Raw genomic sequence first — 19,062 nt, 5'->3', positions numbered from 1 at the left:
AACCCGCCCCCGCCCGGCTTTCGCGAAAAAAAGTGCGTAAACGCACCGACCGGCCCACCGCCCCCTGCGCACACTGGAAACGGACCTGCCCGCATCCCGCGGGCGGGCACTGTCTTCTTCCATCCTGACCGCTCGAGGAACCGCCATGAACACCCAGGCCGCCACCACGCATGCGCCGATCGCTTCGTCGTTCGCCACCCCCAACCTCGCCAGCGGCGACGATGCCGGCAAGCTGCTGCTGCGCGTCGCCATCGGCGTGCTCGTGCTGCTGCACGGCATCTTCAAGCTCTCGGCCGGCGTCGGCTTCATCGGCGGCATGCTGGCCAAGGCCGGCCTGCCCGGTGGCCTGGCCTACCTGGTCTACGTCGGCGAGATCGTCGCGCCGCTCTTGCTGATCGCCGGCTTCTGGACCCGCGCCGCGGCCGCCGTGATCGTGGTCAACATGCTGTTCGCCTTCGGCCTGGTGCACATGGGCGACTTCTTCGCGCTGACCAAGCAGGGCGGCTGGGCGCTCGAGTTGCAGGGCCTGTACCTGTTCGGCGCGCTCGCCGTGGTGCTGCTGGGCGCTGGCCGCTTCAGCGTGGGCGGCACGACCGGCCGCTGGAACTGATCGCGCGCAGGCTCAGGGCGCGTCGCCGCGCACCTGGGCGACCATGCGTTCGAGCCGGCCGGCATCTTCCAGCACCAGCGCCCGGCCGTCCTTGCGCAGCACGCCGCTGCGCACCAGCGCATTGAGCTCGCGCGTGACCTGCTCGCGGTTGGTGCTGATCTGGCTGGCCAGGGCCGCATGGCGCGGCGCGGGTTCGAGCCGCGCCTGGTTGCCGTCGAAGCCGGCGCCGCGCGCCAGCCGCAGCAGCTCGGCATGCAGCCGGTTCTGCACGCCCAGGGTGCTCAGGTCGATCACGCGTTCGCTGAGCTGACGCACCAGCGCGGCCAGCCGCTGCATCACGCGCTCGGCCACCAGCGGCTCGTCGCGCAGCAGGGCCAGGAAGGCGTTGCGGTCGAGGCTGGCGACCACGCAGGGTTCGAGCGTGACCACGTCGGCCGAGCGCGGCCCGCCGTCGATGGCGGCGATGTCGCCGAAATGCTCGCCGGCCTCGGAGTCGCGGAAGGTCACCTGGCGGCCGTTGGCCGAATAGGTGGTCACGCGCACGCGGCCCGAGACCAGCAGGAACACCTCGCCCTGCTGCTCGGCGCGCAGCAGCAGCGGCTTGCCGGCCGCCACGCTGTGCCACAGGCACTGCTGCGCGAGCTGGTCGAGCCGCTGCTCGGACAGCCCCGCGAACAGCACGATCTGGCGCAGCGCGAGGCTGGAGCGCGGAGCGGCCGGAGCCGGGGAGGAAGACGGGGAAGGTGTGGTGGAGGCCATGCCGGGTCGGTGGGCGCCGCGCATTATGCTCGGGTGCCCTTCCGACCCGCCGCATGCACAGACGTTCCCCGTCCGCCCTGAGAACGCCCACGCGGCGCAACCTGCGCTGGGCCAGCGGGATCGTGCTGATGGCCTACGTCACGCTGCACCTGCTCAACCACGCGCTGGGCATCGCCTCCTTCGCCCGGGCCGAGGCGCTGCTCGACGCGTTGCGCGCCTTCTGGCACAGCCTGCCCGGCACCCTGCTGCTGTATGGCGCCGCGCTGGCGCACCTGGCGCTGGCCGTGGTCGCGCTGTGGGAGCGGCGCACGCTGCGCATGCCGCCGCTCGAGGGCCTGCGCGTGCTGCTGGGCTTCTCGCTGCCGCTGCTGCTGGCCACGCACCTGACGGCGATGCGCGGCGCCTACACCGTCTACGGTATCGAGGGCTCGTACGCGCGCGGTGGTCTGGGGCCTGTGGGACCTGCCGGGCGCGAGCGCGCAGTTCGCGCTGATGCTCGCGGCCTGGGTGCACGGCTGCCTGGGCCTGCACTTCGCGCTGCGCGTGCAGCCCTGGTACCGCCGCTTCTCGCACCTGCTGCTGGCCATCGCCGTCGTGCTGCCGCTGATGGCCGCCGTGGGCTTCGTCTCGATGGGGCGCGAGTTCCAGTGGACCGGCGTGCCGCCGACGGCCGTGCCCACGGCCGAGCAGTCGCGCGCGCTCGGCGCGATCGAGCGCAACATCAAGCTCTTCTATGCGCTGGCGCTGGCCGCGCTGCTGCTCGCGCGCTGGGGCCGCACGGCCTTCTACCGCTGGTCGGGCCGGCCCTCCATCGCGCTGCGCTACCCCGAGCGCACGGTGCACGTGCCGCGCGGCTGGAGCGTGCTCGAGGCCAGCCGCTCGCACGGCATCGCCCACCTGTCGGCCTGCGGGGGCCGCGCGCGCTGCTCGACCTGCCGCGTGCGCGTGAACGGGCCCGCCGGCCACGTCGACCCGCCGGGCCGCGACGAGCAGCGCACGCTCGAACGCGTGCGCGCGCCGGCCGACGTGCGCCTGGCCTGCCAGCTGCGCCCGCGCGGCGACATCGAGGTCACGCCGCTGTTCGCGCCGCGCCCCAACGAGGGCCGGCCCGCGCCCGTGGGCAGCTTCGGCCACGAGCGCGACGTGGCGATCCTGTTCGTCGACCTGCGGCGCTGGTCGGGGCTGTCGGAGCGCCAGTGGCCCTTCGACCTCGCCTACGTGCTCGACCGCTACTTCGCCACCGTCGGCGCCGCGGTGCGCGAGGCCGGCGGTGTGCCCAACCAGTTCATCGGCGACAGCGTGATGGCGATCTTCGGCCTCGAGACCGACCTCGCCACCGCCTGCCGCCAGGCGCTGCGCGCCACCGCGCTGATCGGCGAGCGCATGGACGCCTGGAGCGAGGGCTTCGAGGCCCAGTTCGGCCAGCGGCTGGACTTCGGCATGGGCTTGCATGCGGGCCGCGCCGCGGTCGGCGAGGTCGGCTACCTCGAGACCACCACCTTCACCGCGATCGGCGAGGTGGTCAACACCGCGAGCCGGCTGCAGGACCATTCGAAGAAGGCCTCGGCGCGGCTGGTGCTCTCGCTGTTCGCCGCGCAGCAGGCCGGCGCGGCCGAGACACTCGGCGAGCCCGAGATGCTCGCGGTGCGCGGGCGCACCGAGCCGCTGGCGGTGCTGTACGCGGTGCGAACGGCCTGAGCCTTCGTCCCCGTTTCTCCCGACTGCCCGTGGGGTTCACGGCCCCCTCGCGATCAATCGAAAGCGGTGCGCAAACGCACAGCGCGAACCACGATGCGGTTTCACACTGCATCCCGTGGCAACGACGAATGTCCGCCGCCCACACCGACATCCGAAGGGACTCCCATCATGAACACCAAGCAACTCATCGCCCTCTCCGCTTTCGCACTCGCAGCCGGCGCCGCCTCGGCCCAGACCGTGCCGGCCGAAGCCTGGGTGGGCGCGCCGATCGCCACCACCGGCAGCGCGCTGAGCCGCACCGACGTGCGCGCCGACCTGGACCGTTCGAAGACCGTGGCCCAGGCACCGCAGGAAGCATGGGTCGGCAGCACCGCCGGCGAGAACGTGGCCGCGGGCGCGCTGAGCCGCGCCGAAGTGAAGGCCGACCTCGCGCTGTGGACCCGCGCCGGCCTCAACCAGTACGCGCGCATCGACGGCATCGACAGCACCAACCCCGATTTCCGCCAACGCACGGCCGCCTACGAACGCCTGCGCAACAGCCCGGCCTACCTGGCCGAAGTGAAGCAGTTGCAGGCCGTGCCCTCGGTGGCCAGCACGCAGCCCGCGGGCGGCGAAGCGGCCGCGAACTGAGCGCCGCACTCGGACCTCGCGCGAAGGGCGCGAAGGTCCCGCCAGCACGGCGGGACCTTCGCGCCCTTCTTCTTTTTGGGTAGAGGAGAAAAGCGGCCGTTCAGGGCCGCGCGCCTTCCCAGGCGTTCTGCAGCAGCGCGCGGATCGCATCGCGCTCCAGCGGACGCGGATTCGGATACTGGTTCTGCAGCGCATGCGCGCAGGCCACGTCGAGGTCGGCTTCCTTCATGCCGATGTCGCGCAGCGCCACCGGCGCGCCGTTGTCCCGCGCGAGCTCGTACACGGCCTGCGCCGCGCTGCGGCCGCCGAGCGCACCGGCGATGCGCTCCATGGCGCGCGGCGCCGCCGCGGCGTTGTAGGCCAGCGCATGCGGCAGCACGATGGTGTGGGTCTCGGCATGCGGCAGGTTGAAGCTGCCGCCGAGCGTGTGGCAGAGCTTGTGATGCAGCGCCATGCCGACGTTGCCGAGCACGGTGCCGCACAGCCATGCGCCGTACAGCGCGTCGCCGCGCGCCGCCAGGTCCTGGGCCGAGGTGCGCAGCACGGGCAGCGCTCGGCCCAGCGCGGCGATGCCCTCCACCGCCATCAGGTCCATGATCGGATTGGCATCGACCGCGTACAGGCCCTCGGCCGCGTGCGCGATGGCGTTGATGCCGCTGGTCACGCTCATCGCCACCGGCAGGCTCAGCGTGAGCTCGGGGTCGTAGATCACGGTGCGCGGCAGCACGCGCGCGTCCTTGCCGGTCTTCTTGAGGCCGGCCTCGGTGATGCCGTAGATCGGCGTCATCTCGGAGCCCGCATAGGTGGTGGGAATGGCGAGGATCGGCAGTCCCGAATCGAGCGCGATCGCCTTGCCCAGGCCGGTGGTCGAGCCGCCGCCGATGGCCACGGCGCAATCGGCATCGAGCCGTCGCGCCACCTCGCGCGCCTCGCGCGCGGTCTCGATCGGCACGTGCATCACGGCGCGGTCGAACACGCCGGCCGCATGGTCGCCGAGCAGGGCGGCGATGCGCTCGGCCTGCGGCCGCTGCTCGGGCGTGGACAGCACCAGCGCGCGGCGCGCGCCGAGCGCCTCGATCTCGCGCGCCAGGTGCCGCAGCGCGCCGGCACCGAAGACCACGCGCTGGGGCGCGCTGTTGTAGACGAAGGAGGAAATGGTCATGGGTCGGGCTTTCTTTTCAGGGCGCGAGGCGCCCGCCGCGAGTCTCCCGCGCGCCCGCGCGCGCTGCCACGCCGCGAACGGAAAGCAGTTTTCCGCTCAGCGCACAGTGCTCGTGGCGCGGGCCTGCACGATCAGCACCAGGAAGCCGCCCACCATCGCCACGTTCTTGAGGAAGTTGTTGAGCTGCGCATTGAACTGCGCCGCGTCGGCCGACCAGAAGGCATGGGCCGCGAAGGCGGTGGCGATGGTGAAGAGCGCGAGCGCACCCGCCACCCACTTCACGCGCCAGCCCGCGACCAGCAGCAGGCCGCCGCCGATCTCGAGCGCGATGGTCAGCGGCAGCACCACGTCGGGCAGCGGGATGCCGAGCTTGGCGAAATAGCCGAGCGTGGCGCCATAGGTCATGAGCTTGCGCGTGCCCGCGATCAGGAAGATCGCGGCCATCAGCACGCGGGCCGCCACCACCGCTGCGCCGCCCTCGCGCGCACCCACCGTTGCCGTCGTCATGTCTTTTCTCCTTCGCGCGTCGCCGCGCCGTTGTTGCCGTTGTTACTTTTTCCGAATCCCGTGCGCCCCATGCAGAACACCATCGCGCACGACAGCAGCGCGGGCAGCGCCGCCGCCACGAACAGCGCGCCGTTCGACCAGTGCATCCCGATCAGCCAGCCCGCCACCAGCGGCCCCGCGATCGAACCCGCGCGGCCGATGCCGAGGCTCCAGCCCATGCCGGTGGCGCGCACCGTGGTCGGATAGACGCTCGAGGCCAGCGCGATCAGCGCCGGCTGCGCGCCGACGATGCAGAAGCCGCTGACCACCACCGCCGCCAGCATGGCCGCGAGCGGCAGCGCGGGCTGGCCGATCAGCGCGATGGTCAGCACCGCGAGCGCGAACACCGGCACCAGCACGCGATAGAAGCCCACGCGGTCGATCAGCGGCCCCATCGCCACCGTGCCCACCACGCCGCCCACCTGCAGCAGCGTGCCGGCGGCCACCGCCACGTTCGCGCTGTAGCCCGCGTCGACCGCCAGCGTGGGCAGCCAGTTGGCGAGGAAGAACAGGTTCAGCAGGTTGAGGAAGTTGATGCCCCACAACAGCAGCGTGGCGCGCGCGCGGCCGCCGCGGAACAGCTCGGCCACCGGCGCGCCGTCCTGCTTCGCCTCGTGCACCACGTAGCGGCTGGCGGCATCCACCGGCACGCCGGGCGCGATGTGGCGCAGCCACTGCTGCACCCGGTCGAGCCGGCGCCCGCGAAGCACCAGGAACTGCATCGACTCGGGCATGTAGCGCAGCATCAGCGCGGCGATCACCAGCGGCACCACGCCGCCGAACACGAACACCGCGCGCCAGCCGCCCAGCGGCAGCAGCAGCGCGCTGATCGCGCCGCCGAGCACCGCGCCGCCGGTGAAGCCACACGAGACCCACATCATCAGCGTCACGCGCCGCCGGTGCGGGCTGTACTCGCTGGCCAGCGCGCTGGCGTTGGCCATGATGCCGCCCAGCCCGATGCCGGTGACGAAGCGCATCGCGAGCAGCTGGCCCAGCGTGTGGACCCCCGTGGTGGCAAGCATGCACAGCGCGAAGAACACCGTGGCCGCGATCAGCACCGGCCGGCGGCCGAAGCGGTCGGCGCAGATGCTCAGCACCAGCGAGCCGACCAGCATGCCCAGCAGGCCGGCGCCGAACACCGGGCCCAGCGCGGCCTTCTCGATGCCCCATTCGTGCACGATCGCGGGCGCCACGAAGCCCATCGCCTGCACGTCGAAGCCGTCCATCACCACCGCGCAGCCCACCAGCACCAGGATCCAGCGCTGGAAGCTGCTGACCGGATGGCTGTCGATCAGCGCGGGGATGTCTATCGGCGCGCGCACTTCGGCGGCGCCGCCCGTGCCCGCGGATTCGGCGATGGCTCTCACGCGACCGCCTCGTCGAGATCCAGGCAGTGCTCGGCGCTCCAGCCGTAGAGCCATTCGAGCGCGTCGTAGAAGCGCTCCTGCGGCCGGCCCTTCCACATGCTGTTGCGCACCTGCCGCTCCACTCCCTTGGCGTGATAGATGCGCCCCATCTCGCGCGCCGACAGCACCACGCGCGCGGTGCGCGCCACGCGCGAACGCTCGTACAGCGCGAGCGCGCGTGGCCAGTCGCCCTGCTCGCGGCGCAGCGCGAGGCCGAGCGTGACCGCGTCCTCGCAGGCCGTGCAGGCGCCCTGCGCGAGGTACTGCACCATGGGGTGCGCGGCATCGCCCAGCAGGGTGGCGCGGCCGAAGGTCCATTGCTCGATCGGGTTGCGGTCGGCGGTCGAGTAGCGCTTCCAGGCCTTGGGCACGCGCAGGATCTGCTGCACCCGCTCGCAGGTGCCGGCGAAGAAGCGCAGCAGCTCGGCCGGGTCGCCGTCCATCGAGCCCCATTCCTCGGGCCGGTCGCTGTGGAAGGTGGCGGCCAGGTTGAACTTGTCGCCGCCCTTGAGCGGGTAGTGCACCAGGTGGCAGTTGGGGCCGACCCAGATGCACGGCGCGGTGAAGCGCAGCGCCTCGGGGAACTCGGCCGTGTCGACCACCGCGCGGAACACCACATGGCCCGACACGCGGATGCCGTCGCCCACGTACTGCTGGCGCACCACCGACCGCACGCCGTCGCAGCCGATCAGCGCCTGCCCTTCGTGGCGCCCGCCCTGTGCGTCGATCAAGGTCACGCCCTCGGCGTCCTGCTCGATCTTCACGCCCCTGGTCGAGGTCAGGAACTCGATCTGCCCATCGCGCGCCGATTGAACGCCGTCGAGCAGCGCGCCATGGATGTCGGCGCGATGGATCACCGCATAGGGATTGCCGAAGCGCTCGCGGAACGCGTCGGCCAGCGAGATGCCGGCCACGCGCCGCGCATCGAGCGCGTCGAACATCACCATCTCGTCGGTGTAGACCGCCTTGGCGCGCAGCTGCGCGCCCACGCCGAGCGCATCGCAGGCCGCGAAGGCGTTCGGGGCTCAGCTGGATGCCGGCGCCGATCTCGCCGATCTGGCCGGCCTGCTCGATCACCTTGACGCGATAACCCTCGCGCACCAGCGCGAGCGCCGCCGCCAGCCCGCCGATGCCGCCGCCGGCCACCAGCACCGGCCGTGTGTCTTTCGCAGCGCCCATCTCAGTTCAGCCCGAACAGCCGGCGCGCGTTGTCGCGGCCGATCTTGCGGCGGTCGTTCTCGCTGATCTCGCAGCGGTCGAACCAGCGCGCCGCGTCCTCGTGCTTCTCGAACGGATAGTCGACCGAATACATGATGCGGTCCGATCCCACCTCGAGCAGGGTCGACAGCAGGGTGGGCGTGCGGAAGTTGCCGCTGGTCGTGATGTGCACGTTGCTGCGCAGGTAGTCGCCGATCTCCTTGTCGCAAGGCATGCCGCGGCGGCCCTTGCGCAGGATGTGGTCGACGCGCCAGATGTTGAACGGGATGCCCTCGCCGAAGTGGCCGAGGATCATCTGCAGCTCGGGATGACGGTCGAACAGGCCGCTCGACAGCAGGCGCAGCGCATGGATGCCGGTCTCCACCGCGAAGGCCCAGGTCGGGCCGGTGAGCCAGTGCGCGCCTTCGTAGATCGGCTCGCGCGGCAGCAGCGGGTCGCGCGGATGCATGTAGAAGGGCTTGCCCAGCGCCGCGGCGGCGCGCCAGAAATCGGCGAAGCGCGGATCGTCGTAATAGACGACCGTCTGCTCGTCGCCCACCTGCGAGAAGCCGTTGACCAGGAAGCCGTGGAAGCCCAGTTCCTTCACGCAGCGCTCGAGTTCGCGCGCCGCGGCCTCGGGGTCCTGCAGTGGCAGCGCCGCGAAGCCGCCGAAGCGCGCGGGATGGCGGCGCACCTGCTCGGCCAGCACGTCGTTGGCGCGCTTCGCGACTTCCACCGCGCGCGTCGCGTCGGGAATGCCCTGCACCGCGGGCGAGTTCAGCGAGAGGATCGAGAAGGCCGTGCCCCACTGGTCCATCTGCTCGAGGCGCTGCTGCTCGAAGTCGAGCAGGTTGCTCCTGAGCGTCTGCCACACCTCGGGCCGTGCATAGACCTGCGAGTCGGCGATCGTCAGGTCGATCGCGAAATGCTCTTCGAGCGCAATCTTGTCTTTCATGGGGTGTTCACTCCGGTTTGATGTTCAGCTTGTCGAGCACGTCCTGCCAGGTCTTGCGGTCCTCGGCGATGTAGCGCGCCAGTTGTTCGGGCGTGCCGGGGCGCGGATAGGTGCCGAGCTCGCGCGACTTGGCGACCACCTCGGGCAGCAGCAGCGCCTCGTTCATGTCCTTGTTGAGCTTCGCGAGCACCTGCGCGTCGACGCCCTTCTTCGCGATCACCGCGAACCAGCCGTGCGCCACCGCACCGGGCACGGTCCTGCTCGCGAGCGGGAAGGCCTCGAGGCCGGGCTCCACGCGGTCGCCCATGCTGGCCAGGATGCGCATGCGGCCGCCCTGCACGTTGCCCGCGACCACGTTGTAGGTCTCGACCATCATCTGGGTCTGGCCGCCGAGCGTGGCCTGCATCGCCTGCGCGCCGCCCGGGTAGTGCACCTCGAGGAACTGCGCGCCCGACTGCAGCCCGAGCAGCGCCGAGGCCAGGTGGGGCGCCGTGCCGCGGCCGTTGTCGGCCACCTCGACGCCCTGCGGCCTGGCGCGCGCGGCCGCGATGAAGTCGGCCAGCGTCTTGTGCGGCGAGTTGCCGGGCACCGCGAGCATGAAGGGCGCCACCGCCGCGAGCGTGACCGGCACGAAGTCGCGGTTGAAGTCGTAGCTCACGCCCTTGATCGTGCTCGGCGCCACCGAGATCGCCGAGCCCTGCACGAAGCCGAAGCTGTAGCCGTCGGCGGGCGCGGCGAGGATGCCGTTCATGCCGATCACGCCACTGCCGCCGGGCCTGTTGTCGACGATCACGCCCTGCCCCCACTTCTCGCCGAGCTTCGCGCCCACGAGGCGTATCAGCACGTCGGGCGCCGAGCCGGCCGGGAACGGCACGATGAAGCGCACGGCCTGGGCCGGCCATTTCGTGGCCGTCTGCGCCTGCGCCGCCGGCAGCGCCGAAACGAGGGCCAGCAGGGCCGCGACGGCGTGCCTGCGCGAGTGTCCGAGGCTCATCTTCTTGTCTCCATTTACTTGATTATTCAAATAAGTGGGCGGACTATATACTTGAACAATCAAGCATGTCTAGATGAAAACCCTGAGCCAAGAACACGACCTCGAGAAGGCCATTCCCTTCCTGCTGGCACGCGCCGGCGCGCGCATGGGCAATGCCTTCGCCAAGGCCCTCAAGCCCTATGGGCTGAGCCTCAGCGAGTGGCGCGTGTGCGCCTCGCTGCAGCACACGCCGCGCCAGACGCTCTCGGAGCTGGCGACGCATGCCTCGACCGACCTGTCGGCGCTGTCGCGCATCGTCGACCGGCTGGCGGCCAACGAGCTGGTGATGCGGGAGAAGTGCGACACCGACAAGCGCGCGGTGCGCATCGCGCTGACCGAGCGCGGGCTCGCGCTCACGCTCGAGCTGATCCCGCTCGCGCAGCACTACGAGGCGGTCGCGATCTCCGACTTCAGCCCGGCCGAGGTGAAGACCCTGCGCGCGATGCTGCTGCGGCTGTACGCGAACGCGACGCCGCTGGCCTGAGGCGCCGGCTCAGGCCGGTTCGACGCGCACCGTCGAGGCCGCGCGCGCCTGCGCGATCGCGAAGCGCACCGGCAGGAAGCGCTCGATCACCGCGCAGTTGGTGCGCGTGTGCTCGGTCACCTCGCTGCAGGTGAACGCCGCGCCGCGGCCGCTCTGCCAGCTCGCCAGCGCCAGCAGCAACGCGAGCTGGTCGGCCAGGTGCGGACCGACCGCCGCCTCGCTCCTGAGGAAGCCGCGCAGCTCCTTCACCAGCGCATGCGCCACCTGCTCGGCGCTCAGCGTCTTCTCGCCGAAGGCCGTGAACACCTCGGTCACCTCGGCATGCGCAAGCGTCGCGATCAGCGCATTGCCCGGCCCTTCGTTCTGCCGCGTGGCGCCGTAGCGCAGCTGCTCGCCGGTCCAGCCCATCGCCGCGCCCAGGGTCTCGAGCTCGCGCGTCATCACATGGCGCGCGATGCCCGGCGCCAGGCACTCGGCATGGCGCTCCAGCGCCTCGCCGCGCGAGAGCAGGTCGAAGGGCTGCAGCGCGCCGGCCGCCGGCACGATCTCGGCCTCGACCTCGCCACCGCCGGCCGGATAGAAGCCATGGCGGCGCAGCTGCAGTCGCAGGTCGGCGCCGAGGCGGCGCACCAGCGGCGCGAAGGCCCGCTCGAGGAAATGGAACGGCGGCGCCATCGGGTTGTGCGTGCCGCCGCTCAGGTGCAGCCGACTCGCAGCACCCGCCAGCAGCAGCGGCGGCAGCACGGTCTGCAGCACCAGCATGCAGCTGCCCGCGCCCGAGATCGCGAAGCGGTACTCGCCCGCGCGCACCGGGCCCGGCGCGAAGCGCAGCGACTGCGAACCGAGTTCGGCGCCCTCGACGGCCGCGCCGCTGATGGCGGCCGCCGCATTCACGCACGCGAGGTGCTGGCGCATCAGGCCCGGCTTGGCACGGCCGGCGCGAATCTTCTCGATGGCCATGGGCCGGCCCGTGACCATCGACAGCGCGAGGCTGGTGCGCAGGATCTGGCCGCCGCCCTCGCCTTGGGAGCCGTCGAGCAAGACGGCCTGCAACGGCGCCGCAGGCGCCGGTTCTCGTTGGATTTCTTCTTCTTTCATGGCTGTTCTTCTCGTAGTGGGCGCGGTCCTCGCGCGCCCCTGTTCCCCGTTGTCCTTGCCGCGTCCTCAGCCGCAACCCTGCGACTCGTGGCGCACCGCGCGCTTCGCATCGCCGCCCCCGAAACGCAGCACCGTGTCGCTCAGGAAGGCATCGAGCCCCGACGCATCGGCCGGCGGCAGCGCCGTCACGGGCTCGGCCGCATGCGCGGCCAGCTCCGCCTCGATGAAGGCATGGATGCCCGGCCAACGCGGACTGGTCGCGGCCTCGCCGGCGCGCATCTTCACCTCGAGCAGCGCGTTGATCTCGTCGATCAGCGCGGCGTCGCGCACCGCATCGAGCGTGTGCTGCGCGAGATCGGCGAAGCGCATCGGCGGCACGCCGGGCCGCATGCGGATCCAGCGCGCGGCCAGCAGCGGGCGCAGCACGTAGAGGTACTTCTTGTAGCGCACCGTGTCGGCCTGCAGGTGCTCGCGGAAGTTCTTCTTCGCCATCGAGGCGTAGTGATGCCAGCCGCGCGCATTGGAGAACACCGCCTCCGACAGCGCGCGAAAGCGCGGCATCGCCTGCGCGTCCTCGCGGTAGACGATCGGCGAGCGCAGCCACTCGAGCAGCGTCGGGTTCGACTCGCGCATCAGCCCCAGCGCCTTGCGCAGGTCCCAGCCGTTGATGTCGAGATCGCCGCTGATCGGCAGCTCGATCACGTCGCGCCGCGGCGTCACCGTCAGATACCACGGCAGGCGGTTCACGTAGATGAAGCGCACGTCGTAGTCGCTGTCGGGCGAGGCGAAGCCCCAGCCGCGGCTGCCCGATTCGCAGGCGAACAGCACCGTGACCTCGTGCCGCGCCTCGATGGCGGCGAGTTCCTCCATGATCTGCGCGCGCATCACGGGCTCGACCGGGTGGGCCGAGCGGATGCGTTCTTCTTCTTCATGTCGTTGCGGTTTCATCGTTGTCCTTTCCCTGTCGTTCGTCATTCAGTCCGTCGTGCTCGCCATCACCGCGGCCAGCGTGCCACGCCGCGGATTCCACACGGTGAAGCACCAGATGCCCCACCACTCCTTGCCGTCCTCGAAATACGCGCTCCACGTGCTGCGCTCGGGCTCGCGCTCCGGATCGCCGACCCAGTCAAGCAGCACGAGGCCTTCGTCCGGCAGCAGCCCGATGGCCTCGCAGAAGCGCGGGAACAGCGCGGCACGCTCGGCTTCGTCGGCCACCGTCAACGGATACGGCGGATCGTCGAAGGCCTGGCAGAGCCACTCGAACCAGTCCACCTCGTCGAGCTCGCGCGTGTGCGCGATGCGATGGTTCGATGGATAGCTGTCGGCGGCGATCACCGCCGCCGCATCGAGCCGCGTCGCGCTTGCGCTCGCCACGTCGAAGGCCCGTTGCGCATCGAAGCTGGCCGGCTGCAGGGACGGGTTCTTTTCCATGGCCTCGCGCCAGTGGCGTTCGGCCCGCGCCATCGTTTCCTCGCCCAGCCGCCGCAGCACCTCGCGGTGATGCGCTTCGCCCACGGCCGGTGCCTCGCCGGCCACGCGGCAGACGCTGAACTCGAACACCACGCCCACGCGCTGCAGCGTGGCGCGCAGCGCGTCGTGCGCCGCCGCCTCCCCCGATGCCATCGGCACGACCTCGTCCTTCGATGCGCTCATTCCGGCTTGCTCCCGAATCGTTGGGCCCACTGGCGGACCTCCTTGTCCGCATGGGCGTTCAAAGCCGCGATCTGCGCCGGCCCGGGCACGCGTCCCAGGCAATGCGCCAACGCCAGCCACCGCAACAGCCGATGATGCCCGTCGCCGCGCCGCGCGAACTCCGCCTCGCCGCATGCCGCGAGGCGCGCCGACGGAATGGCGGCCAGGAAGGCACGCCAGTTCCACGGGCTCGCATGGCCGCGCAGGCAGGCTTCGAGGGCCCAGTCCTCGTCGACCGGATGGCGCAGCTTCGCGGCCAAGGCCTCGACGGCCACCTGCGCACCCTGTCGCTCCCAGCTGTTCCATGACGGTTGCCAGGCATCGACCAGCGCGCGCAGGCGCGCGAGATCGGCTGCCGAACCCCAGCGTCCCAGTGCCTCGATCGCCAGCGTGCGCAGGCCCCACCATTTGCTCTCGAGCGCGGCGTCGACTTCCTCGCGTGCCGCGGGCGTTGCGGGTGCGTCGGCGAACGCGCGCAGCCGTTGCGACATCTCGCCGAGCAGGTTCGCGCCCTCGCCGTCGCGCGAGGCGGACCGCGCCGCGCGCAGCGCCCGCCGGCATGGCAGGCAGCGCACCGCGCGGCTGTCGATGTTGGCGTGCATCGTCTCGTACCACCACTTCTGCTGCTTCGCCGTCCACACCTGCTCGGCACCGCAGTCGCGGCAGGTGAAGGCGCGGTCGACGTAGTAGGTGGGCAGCGCGCCGTAGGTGTTGTTGTGGCGTGCCAGCACCGCCACGTCGGCGGGCTCCAGGCCCGGCGCGCGCCGCGACAGCAGGTGCCGCTGGTCGGGCAGCCGCAGTTGCGCCTCGATGCGCGCCGCGCGCTCGAGGCGGCGGCCGCGGATCTCGGCGCGGCGTTGCTTGTTGCTCTTCATCTCGTCGTCCTCGTCCAGTCTCTCTGAAAAAGGAGGCCGATCGGGACGACCTCCTTGCGCTAACCCTTCACGCACACCACCTGCTTGAGCGTGTAGACCACCTCCACCAGGTCCTTCTGCGCCTCCATCACCGCGTCGATGTCCTTGTAGGCCATCGGGATCTCGTCGATCACGTCGGCGTCCTTGCGGCACTCCACGCCTTCGGTCGCGGCGATCTGGTCGGCGATCGTGAACAGCTTCTTCGCCTTGGTACGGCTCATCTTTCGACCGGCGCCGTGGCTGCAGCTCATGAAGCTCTCGGGGTTGCCCTTGCCGCGCACGATGTAGCTCTTGGCGCCCATGCTGCCGGGAATGATTCCGAGCTCGCCGGCCTGCGCGCTCACCGCGCCCTTGCGGGTCACGAGCACGTCCTCGCCGAAGTGCGTTTCGCGGCTCACGTAGTTGTGGTGGCAGTTCACCGCTTCCACATGCGCCTCGAAGGGCTTCGCGATGACCTTGCGCGCGGCCGCGACCACGCGCTGCATCATCACCTCGCGGTTCGCACGCGCGAACTTCTGGGCCCAGCCCACCGCGCGCACGTAATCGCCGAAGTAACGGGCGCCTTCTTCGAAGTACGCCAGGTCCTGGTCGGGCAGGTTGCGCTGGTGCTGCTCGGCATCCTTCTTCGCGAGTTCGATGAAGTGCGTGCCGATCGCGTTGCCCACGCCACGCGAACCCGAGTGCAGCATGAACCACACCGAACCCGCCTCGTCGAGGCAGACCTCGATGAAGTGGTTGCCCGTACCCAGCGTTCCCAGGTGCTTGTGGTTGTTCGTGTTCTTGATGCGCGGGTAGTCCTCGCAGATCGCATCGAACTCATCCACCAGCTTGGCCCAGGCAGCGTCGGTTTCGTCGGGCGGCGTTTCCCACGAGCCCTTGTCGCGGCCCATGCGCTTGGGATTCGAGCCGTGCGGCACGGCCTTCTCGATCGCCGAGCGCAGCGGGCCCAGGTTGTCGGGCAGGTCGTTGGCATGCAGCGTGGTCTTGCACGCCATCATTCCGCAACCGATGTCCACGCCCACCGCGGCCGGGATGATGGCCTTGAAGGTCGGGATCACCGAACCCACGGTCGCGCCGATGCCGTAGTGCACGTCGGGCATGGCCGCGATGTGCTTGAACACGATCGGCAGGCGCGCGGCGTTCTCGAGCTGCTTGCGCGCTTCGTCTTCCACGGGCACGCCGCGGGTCCACATCTTCACGGGCACGCCGTTGGTCACTTCGTGCAGGTCGTAGTTCTGTTGTTTCATTTTTTTCTCTCCGTCTATCTGTTCTTCACGATCATTGTGGTGGACACGGCGGGATTGCCCGGCTTCGCCCTCGGCCTGCGGCCAGTGGCCTTGGCAGTGGCGCTCCCTTCGGTGCCTACGTGCCCTTGCCCCTGATCTCCCGTCGCTCAAGCCCCGTTCGGCCGCAGCGTCACGAGCCCGTTGAGCACCTGGTCCAGGCCGCCGACCACCGAGATCTTGTCGATCCGCTCGGCCACGCGTTCCAGCGTCTCGAGTTCCTTCATCCGCAACGCGACAGGGTTGCCCTCCATCACCTTCGCGGTGTTCAGCAGCGAGCGCGTGGCCGCGGTTTCCTCGCGGCGGCGGATCACGTTGGCCTGAGCCGATTTCTCGGCCTCCACCACCTGCGCGAGGATGGTCTTCATCTCGCCCGGCAGGATGATGTCCTTCACGCCCACGCTCTCGAGCACGACACCCGAACCCTCGAGCCGTTCGCGCACTTGCGCCAGCACCGTCTGATCGATGGCCGCCTTGTTCTCCAGCAGCGCATCGAGCGTCTGTTCGCCCACCGCGGCGCGCAAACCGAACTGCAATTCGCGGTACACGTGCTCGGCCGGCTTCGGCATCTGGGCCAGGGCCTGCCGCACGTCGGCGAAGCGCCACACCGCCGACAGGTTCAGCCGCAGCCCCACCTTGTCGCGGGTCAGGATCTCCTGGCCGCTCACCTCCGCGATCTGCGAACGCAGGTCGATGCAGCTCACCGCCACCTGGCGGTTGAAACGCCAGAAGCCGTGGTTGCCCGCCGGCAGCAGCGCCTGCATCTGCCCTTCGAGCGTCAGCACGCCGACGTGGAACTCGGGCACCTGCACCAGCAGCACGCCTTCGAGACCCTGCACCGCACGCGGACGCAGCGCCACGCTCTGCAGCTTCGCCAGCAGATCGGCCGGCAGGCGCGCATCGACCGCCACGTCGACCACGTCGACGCGCTGCTCGCGCAACCCGCGCCAGTACAGCTTGCGCGTTGCGGGCGGCAGGATCTGCACCAGCACACCGTCCTCGTGGCGCAGGCCCACCTGCGTCTCGCCCAAGGAAACCTGCACGAACTCGCGTGCCACCAGTTCGGGCTCGCGCGCCAGGAAATAGTCGGCCAGCTCGTGCTCGAACACCGGCTCGCCGAGCGCGAAGCGCTCCAGCTTCACGGTATCGAAGCCTGCGAACACGCGGTGCTTTCCCGGGCCGAGCAGTTGCTCGAAGTCGCCGTTGCGCAGCAGCAGTGCGCGCTCGTTCTTCTTGACGGTGATCTGGTGGAAGCCCAACATTTCTTCTCTCCTTCTTCGCTTGTCGTTCGTTTCGTCGTCTTGTTCTCGGCAATGAATCCAGACCCTCGAAAGGGCAGGCGGCGGGCCTTGCGGTCGCCAGGGGCTGCAGCGCGGCGCTCGCGCGGTCCGGTGGTGACTCCTGTCGTCGCGATCGCAACGCCCTCCTCACCGTCCTCGCCGTCGATGGCCGCGCGCAGTTCCCCTGACGCACGCACGGTGCGCAAGCCGCCTGCGCTTGGCACGGTGTCGCGCGCCGCAGAACCGGGGCCCTGCGCCATCGCTCCGGTGTGCCGGGGCGGGGGGCTTTCGCCCCATCAGATGGCGGTGCACGCACCGCCGGGTTTTTCGCGGGAATCGAACCCGCAACGCCATGTGATCCACACGGTGCTCAACCATGAGCAAACTGGATCGAGTCCAGTCGCCAGGCAGTTCAACAGCGGCATACCGCCGACCCAAGACAGGTCTGGCCTGCGGCACCGGACCGCTTTCATGCGGTACCTGCGAGCGGATGAACTGCATCCGGACGGGTTCTTCTTTGCAGGCCGCGTGCCAGGTTGCGGCAATCCGCGGCAAGGAGCGGCCCGAAGCGCGCAAGTCATTGATATTCCTTGGGAAAACTTCTTGCCCTTCTTTGACACCTCGCCGCCCATGCGGCTAGCATTCAGACATATTTATAAATTCAGCTAGTTTCTTATCCATGAAACCCATCGTCGTCATCGGCTTCCTCGGCACCCAGCTCGACGCCGGCCAGGGCGCCGGCCGCTGGAGCAAATGGCGCCCCACCGTCTCGCTCGCGCAGCACGAGGACATGGTGGTGACGCGCATGGAGCTGCTCTACACGCTCAAGCACAAGACGTTGGCCGAGCTCGTCAAGGCCGACATCGCGGCCGTGTCGCCCGAGACCACGGTCAACCTGGTGCCGATGGAGCTGGCCGACCCGTGGGATTTCGGCGAGGTCTACTCGCGCCTGTACGACTGGGCGCGCGCCTATCCCTTCGACACCGAGCGCGAGCAGTACTGGTCGCACATCACCACCGGCACCCACGTCGCGCAGATTTGCATGTTCCTGCTGTCGGAGTCGCGCACCATCCCCGGCGTGCTGGCGCAGACCTCGCCGCCGCGGCGCCAGCGCGAGGGCGAGGCCGGCAAGTGCGTGCTGATCGACCTCGACCTCTCGCGCTACGACGTCATCGCGCGCCGCTTCGACGCCGAGCAGCGCGACGCGGTCGCCTTCCTCAAGAGCGGCATCGCCACGCGCAATGCGCGTTTCAACGCACTGATCGACGAGATCGAGCGCGTGGCGGTGCGCTGCGCGCGCGCCGATCCTGCTGGTGGGACCGACGGGCGCGGGCAAGTCCTTCCTCGCGCGGCGCATGTTCGAGCTCAAGCAGTCGCGCCACCAGGCCACGGGCGCTTTCGTCGAGGTCAACTGCGCCACCCTGCGCGGCGACGGCGCCGCCTCCACGCTGTTCGGCCACAAGAAGGGCTCGTTCACCGGCGCCGCGAGCGAGCGCGCCGGCCTGCTGCGCACCGCACACCAGGGCGTGCTCTTCCTCGACGAGATCGGCGAGCTGGGCCTCGACGAGCAGGCCATGCTGCTCAAGGCGATCGAGGAGAAGCGCTTCTTCCCCGTGGGCGCCGACAAGGAGGTCGAGAGTGATTTCCAGCTCATCGCCGGCACCAACCGCGACCTGCGCAGCGACGTGGCCGAGGGGCGCTTTCGCGAAGACCTGTTCGCGCGCATCAACCTCTGGACCTACGACCTGCCGGGCCTCGCGCAGCGCCCCGAGGACATCGAGCCCAACGTCGACCACCTGCTGGCGCTGCATGCGGCCGAGAACCACCGCGTGGTGCGCTTCAACGCCGAGGCGCGCGCCGCCTATCTGCGCTTCGCCCAGAGCCCCGAGGCGCCGTGGAGCGGCAACTTCCGCGACCTCTCGGCCAGCGTCACGCGGCTGGCCACGCTGGCCGACGGCGGGCGCATCCCGGTCGCGCTGGTCGAGGCCGAGATCGCGCGACTGCGCTGGCTGTGGAAACGCGCGCAGCCGGCGCCGTTCGCGGGCGAATCGCAGGCCGCCGACCTCGACGCGCTGCTCGGCGAGGAGCGCGCCGCCTCGCTCGACCTCTTCGACCGGCTGCAACTCGAGGCCGTACTGCGCGTGTGCCGGAAGTCGCGCAGCCTGTCGGAGGCCGGAAGGCAGCTGTTCCAGGCCTCGCGGGCGCAGCGCAGCGTGGTGAACGATGCGGATCGGTTGCGCAAGTACCTTGGCAAGTTCGGGCTCGAATGGGGCCTCGTCGCCGGCACCTGAGCGGCTATCCTCCGCCCGATGGCC

General features: G+C 70.2%; 16 protein-coding genes and 3 pseudogenes. 6 read left to right on the top strand and 13 right to left on the bottom strand.

Going from position 1 to position 19,062, the window contains the following annotated elements:
• Nucleotides 1-145 precede the first annotated feature (145 nt).
• Nucleotides 146-610: a DoxX family protein gene (locus ACHMXE_RS16520; RefSeq protein WP_203202794.1), complete on the top strand. Its 465-nt coding sequence runs from the start codon at nucleotides 146-148 to the stop codon at nucleotides 608-610.
• A 12-nt stretch (nucleotides 611-622) separates the two neighbouring features.
• On the opposite strand, the gene ACHMXE_RS16515 is transcribed toward ACHMXE_RS16520, so the two are convergent.
• The gene (locus tag ACHMXE_RS16515; RefSeq protein WP_395350242.1) at nucleotides 623-1,369 is read right to left on the bottom strand and encodes a Crp/Fnr family transcriptional regulator; all 747 of its coding nucleotides are present in this window, start codon (nucleotides 1,367-1,369) and stop codon (nucleotides 623-625) included.
• Between the two features lie 53 nt (nucleotides 1,370-1,422).
• Between ACHMXE_RS16515 and ACHMXE_RS16510 the strand changes: the two are divergent.
• Nucleotides 1,423-3,067 (top strand): annotated as a pseudogene (locus ACHMXE_RS16510) (adenylate/guanylate cyclase domain-containing protein).
• Between the two features lie 168 nt (nucleotides 3,068-3,235).
• Nucleotides 3,236-3,697, top strand: a complete 462-nt coding sequence (locus ACHMXE_RS16505; protein ID WP_395350241.1) for a hypothetical protein — start codon at nucleotides 3,236-3,238, stop codon at nucleotides 3,695-3,697.
• A 100-nt stretch (nucleotides 3,698-3,797) separates the two neighbouring features.
• Here the strand turns inward: ACHMXE_RS16505 and ACHMXE_RS16500 are convergent, their stop codons facing one another.
• The 6 genes and pseudogenes from ACHMXE_RS16500 to ACHMXE_RS16475 all read right to left on the bottom strand — a co-directional run bounded on the left by ACHMXE_RS16500 (nucleotide 3,798) and on the right by ACHMXE_RS16475 (nucleotide 9,957).
• Nucleotides 3,798-4,859, bottom strand: a complete 1,062-nt coding sequence (locus ACHMXE_RS16500) for a maleylacetate reductase (RefSeq protein ID WP_395350240.1) — start codon at nucleotides 4,857-4,859, stop codon at nucleotides 3,798-3,800.
• Between the two features lie 96 nt (nucleotides 4,860-4,955).
• Entirely contained in the window at nucleotides 4,956-5,366 is a 411-nt protein-coding gene (locus ACHMXE_RS16495; RefSeq protein WP_395350239.1) for a DoxX family protein, read from the bottom strand.
• Nucleotides 5,363-6,772, bottom strand: coding sequence for an MFS transporter (locus ACHMXE_RS16490; protein ID WP_395350238.1), 1,410 nt, complete (start codon nucleotides 6,770-6,772; stop codon nucleotides 5,363-5,365). The genes ACHMXE_RS16495 and ACHMXE_RS16490 overlap by 4 nt, the downstream gene beginning before the upstream one ends.
• Nucleotides 6,769-7,990 (bottom strand): annotated as a pseudogene (locus tag ACHMXE_RS16485) (3-hydroxybenzoate 6-monooxygenase). The gene ACHMXE_RS16490 and the pseudogene ACHMXE_RS16485 overlap by 4 nt, the downstream one beginning before the upstream one ends.
• A gap of 1 nt (nucleotide 7,991) precedes the next feature.
• Entirely contained in the window at nucleotides 7,992-8,963 is a 972-nt protein-coding gene (locus ACHMXE_RS16480; protein ID WP_395350237.1) for an amidohydrolase family protein, read from the bottom strand.
• Between the two features lie 7 nt (nucleotides 8,964-8,970).
• Nucleotides 8,971-9,957, bottom strand: a complete 987-nt coding sequence (locus tag ACHMXE_RS16475) for a Bug family tripartite tricarboxylate transporter substrate binding protein (RefSeq protein ID WP_395350235.1) — start codon at nucleotides 9,955-9,957, stop codon at nucleotides 8,971-8,973.
• A 73-nt stretch (nucleotides 9,958-10,030) separates the two neighbouring features.
• Between ACHMXE_RS16475 and ACHMXE_RS16470 the strand changes: the two genes are divergently transcribed.
• A complete protein-coding gene (locus tag ACHMXE_RS16470) occupies nucleotides 10,031-10,480 on the top strand; it encodes a MarR family winged helix-turn-helix transcriptional regulator (RefSeq protein ID WP_057596600.1) in 450 nt (149 codons plus the stop codon).
• Between the two features lie 9 nt (nucleotides 10,481-10,489).
• Here the strand turns inward: ACHMXE_RS16470 and rtcA are convergent, their stop codons facing one another.
• The 6 genes from rtcA to ACHMXE_RS16440 all read right to left on the bottom strand — a co-directional run bounded on the left by rtcA (nucleotide 10,490) and on the right by ACHMXE_RS16440 (nucleotide 16,729).
• Entirely contained in the window at nucleotides 10,490-11,578 is a 1,089-nt protein-coding gene (gene rtcA / locus ACHMXE_RS16465) for an RNA 3'-terminal phosphate cyclase (protein WP_395350234.1), read from the bottom strand.
• 66 nt (nucleotides 11,579-11,644) lie between these two features.
• A complete protein-coding gene (locus ACHMXE_RS16460; RefSeq protein WP_395350233.1) occupies nucleotides 11,645-12,526 on the bottom strand; it encodes a nucleotidyltransferase domain-containing protein in 882 nt (293 codons plus the stop codon).
• 27 nt (nucleotides 12,527-12,553) lie between these two features.
• The gene (locus ACHMXE_RS16455) at nucleotides 12,554-13,231 is read right to left on the bottom strand and encodes a hypothetical protein (protein WP_395350232.1); all 678 of its coding nucleotides are present in this window, start codon (nucleotides 13,229-13,231) and stop codon (nucleotides 12,554-12,556) included.
• A complete protein-coding gene (locus tag ACHMXE_RS16450; protein ID WP_395350231.1) occupies nucleotides 13,228-14,145 on the bottom strand; it encodes a zinc-ribbon domain containing protein in 918 nt (305 codons plus the stop codon). The genes ACHMXE_RS16455 and ACHMXE_RS16450 overlap by 4 nt, the downstream gene beginning before the upstream one ends.
• Before the next feature lie 59 nt (nucleotides 14,146-14,204).
• The gene (locus ACHMXE_RS16445; RefSeq protein WP_395350230.1) at nucleotides 14,205-15,431 is read right to left on the bottom strand and encodes an RtcB family protein; all 1,227 of its coding nucleotides are present in this window, start codon (nucleotides 15,429-15,431) and stop codon (nucleotides 14,205-14,207) included.
• Between the two features lie 146 nt (nucleotides 15,432-15,577).
• A complete protein-coding gene (locus ACHMXE_RS16440; RefSeq protein WP_203202807.1) occupies nucleotides 15,578-16,729 on the bottom strand; it encodes a slipin family protein in 1,152 nt (383 codons plus the stop codon).
• A gap of 318 nt (nucleotides 16,730-17,047) precedes the next feature.
• On the opposite strand from ACHMXE_RS16440, the gene ACHMXE_RS16435 reads away from it, so the two are divergent.
• A complete protein-coding gene (locus ACHMXE_RS16435) occupies nucleotides 17,048-17,416 on the top strand; it encodes a hypothetical protein (protein ID WP_395350229.1) in 369 nt (122 codons plus the stop codon).
• A gap of 10 nt (nucleotides 17,417-17,426) precedes the next feature.
• Nucleotides 17,427-19,038, top strand: a pseudogene (rtcR, locus tag ACHMXE_RS16430) (RNA repair transcriptional activator RtcR).
• Nucleotides 19,039-19,062: the final 24 nt, after the last annotated feature.

Source organism: Variovorax sp. UC122_21 (assembly GCF_044056785.1).
Taxonomy (GTDB): Bacteria; Pseudomonadota; Gammaproteobacteria; order Burkholderiales; family Burkholderiaceae_C; genus Variovorax.
Note: the sequence above shows the minus strand (reverse complement) of the source record. Positions and strands in the feature narration are given on the sequence as shown.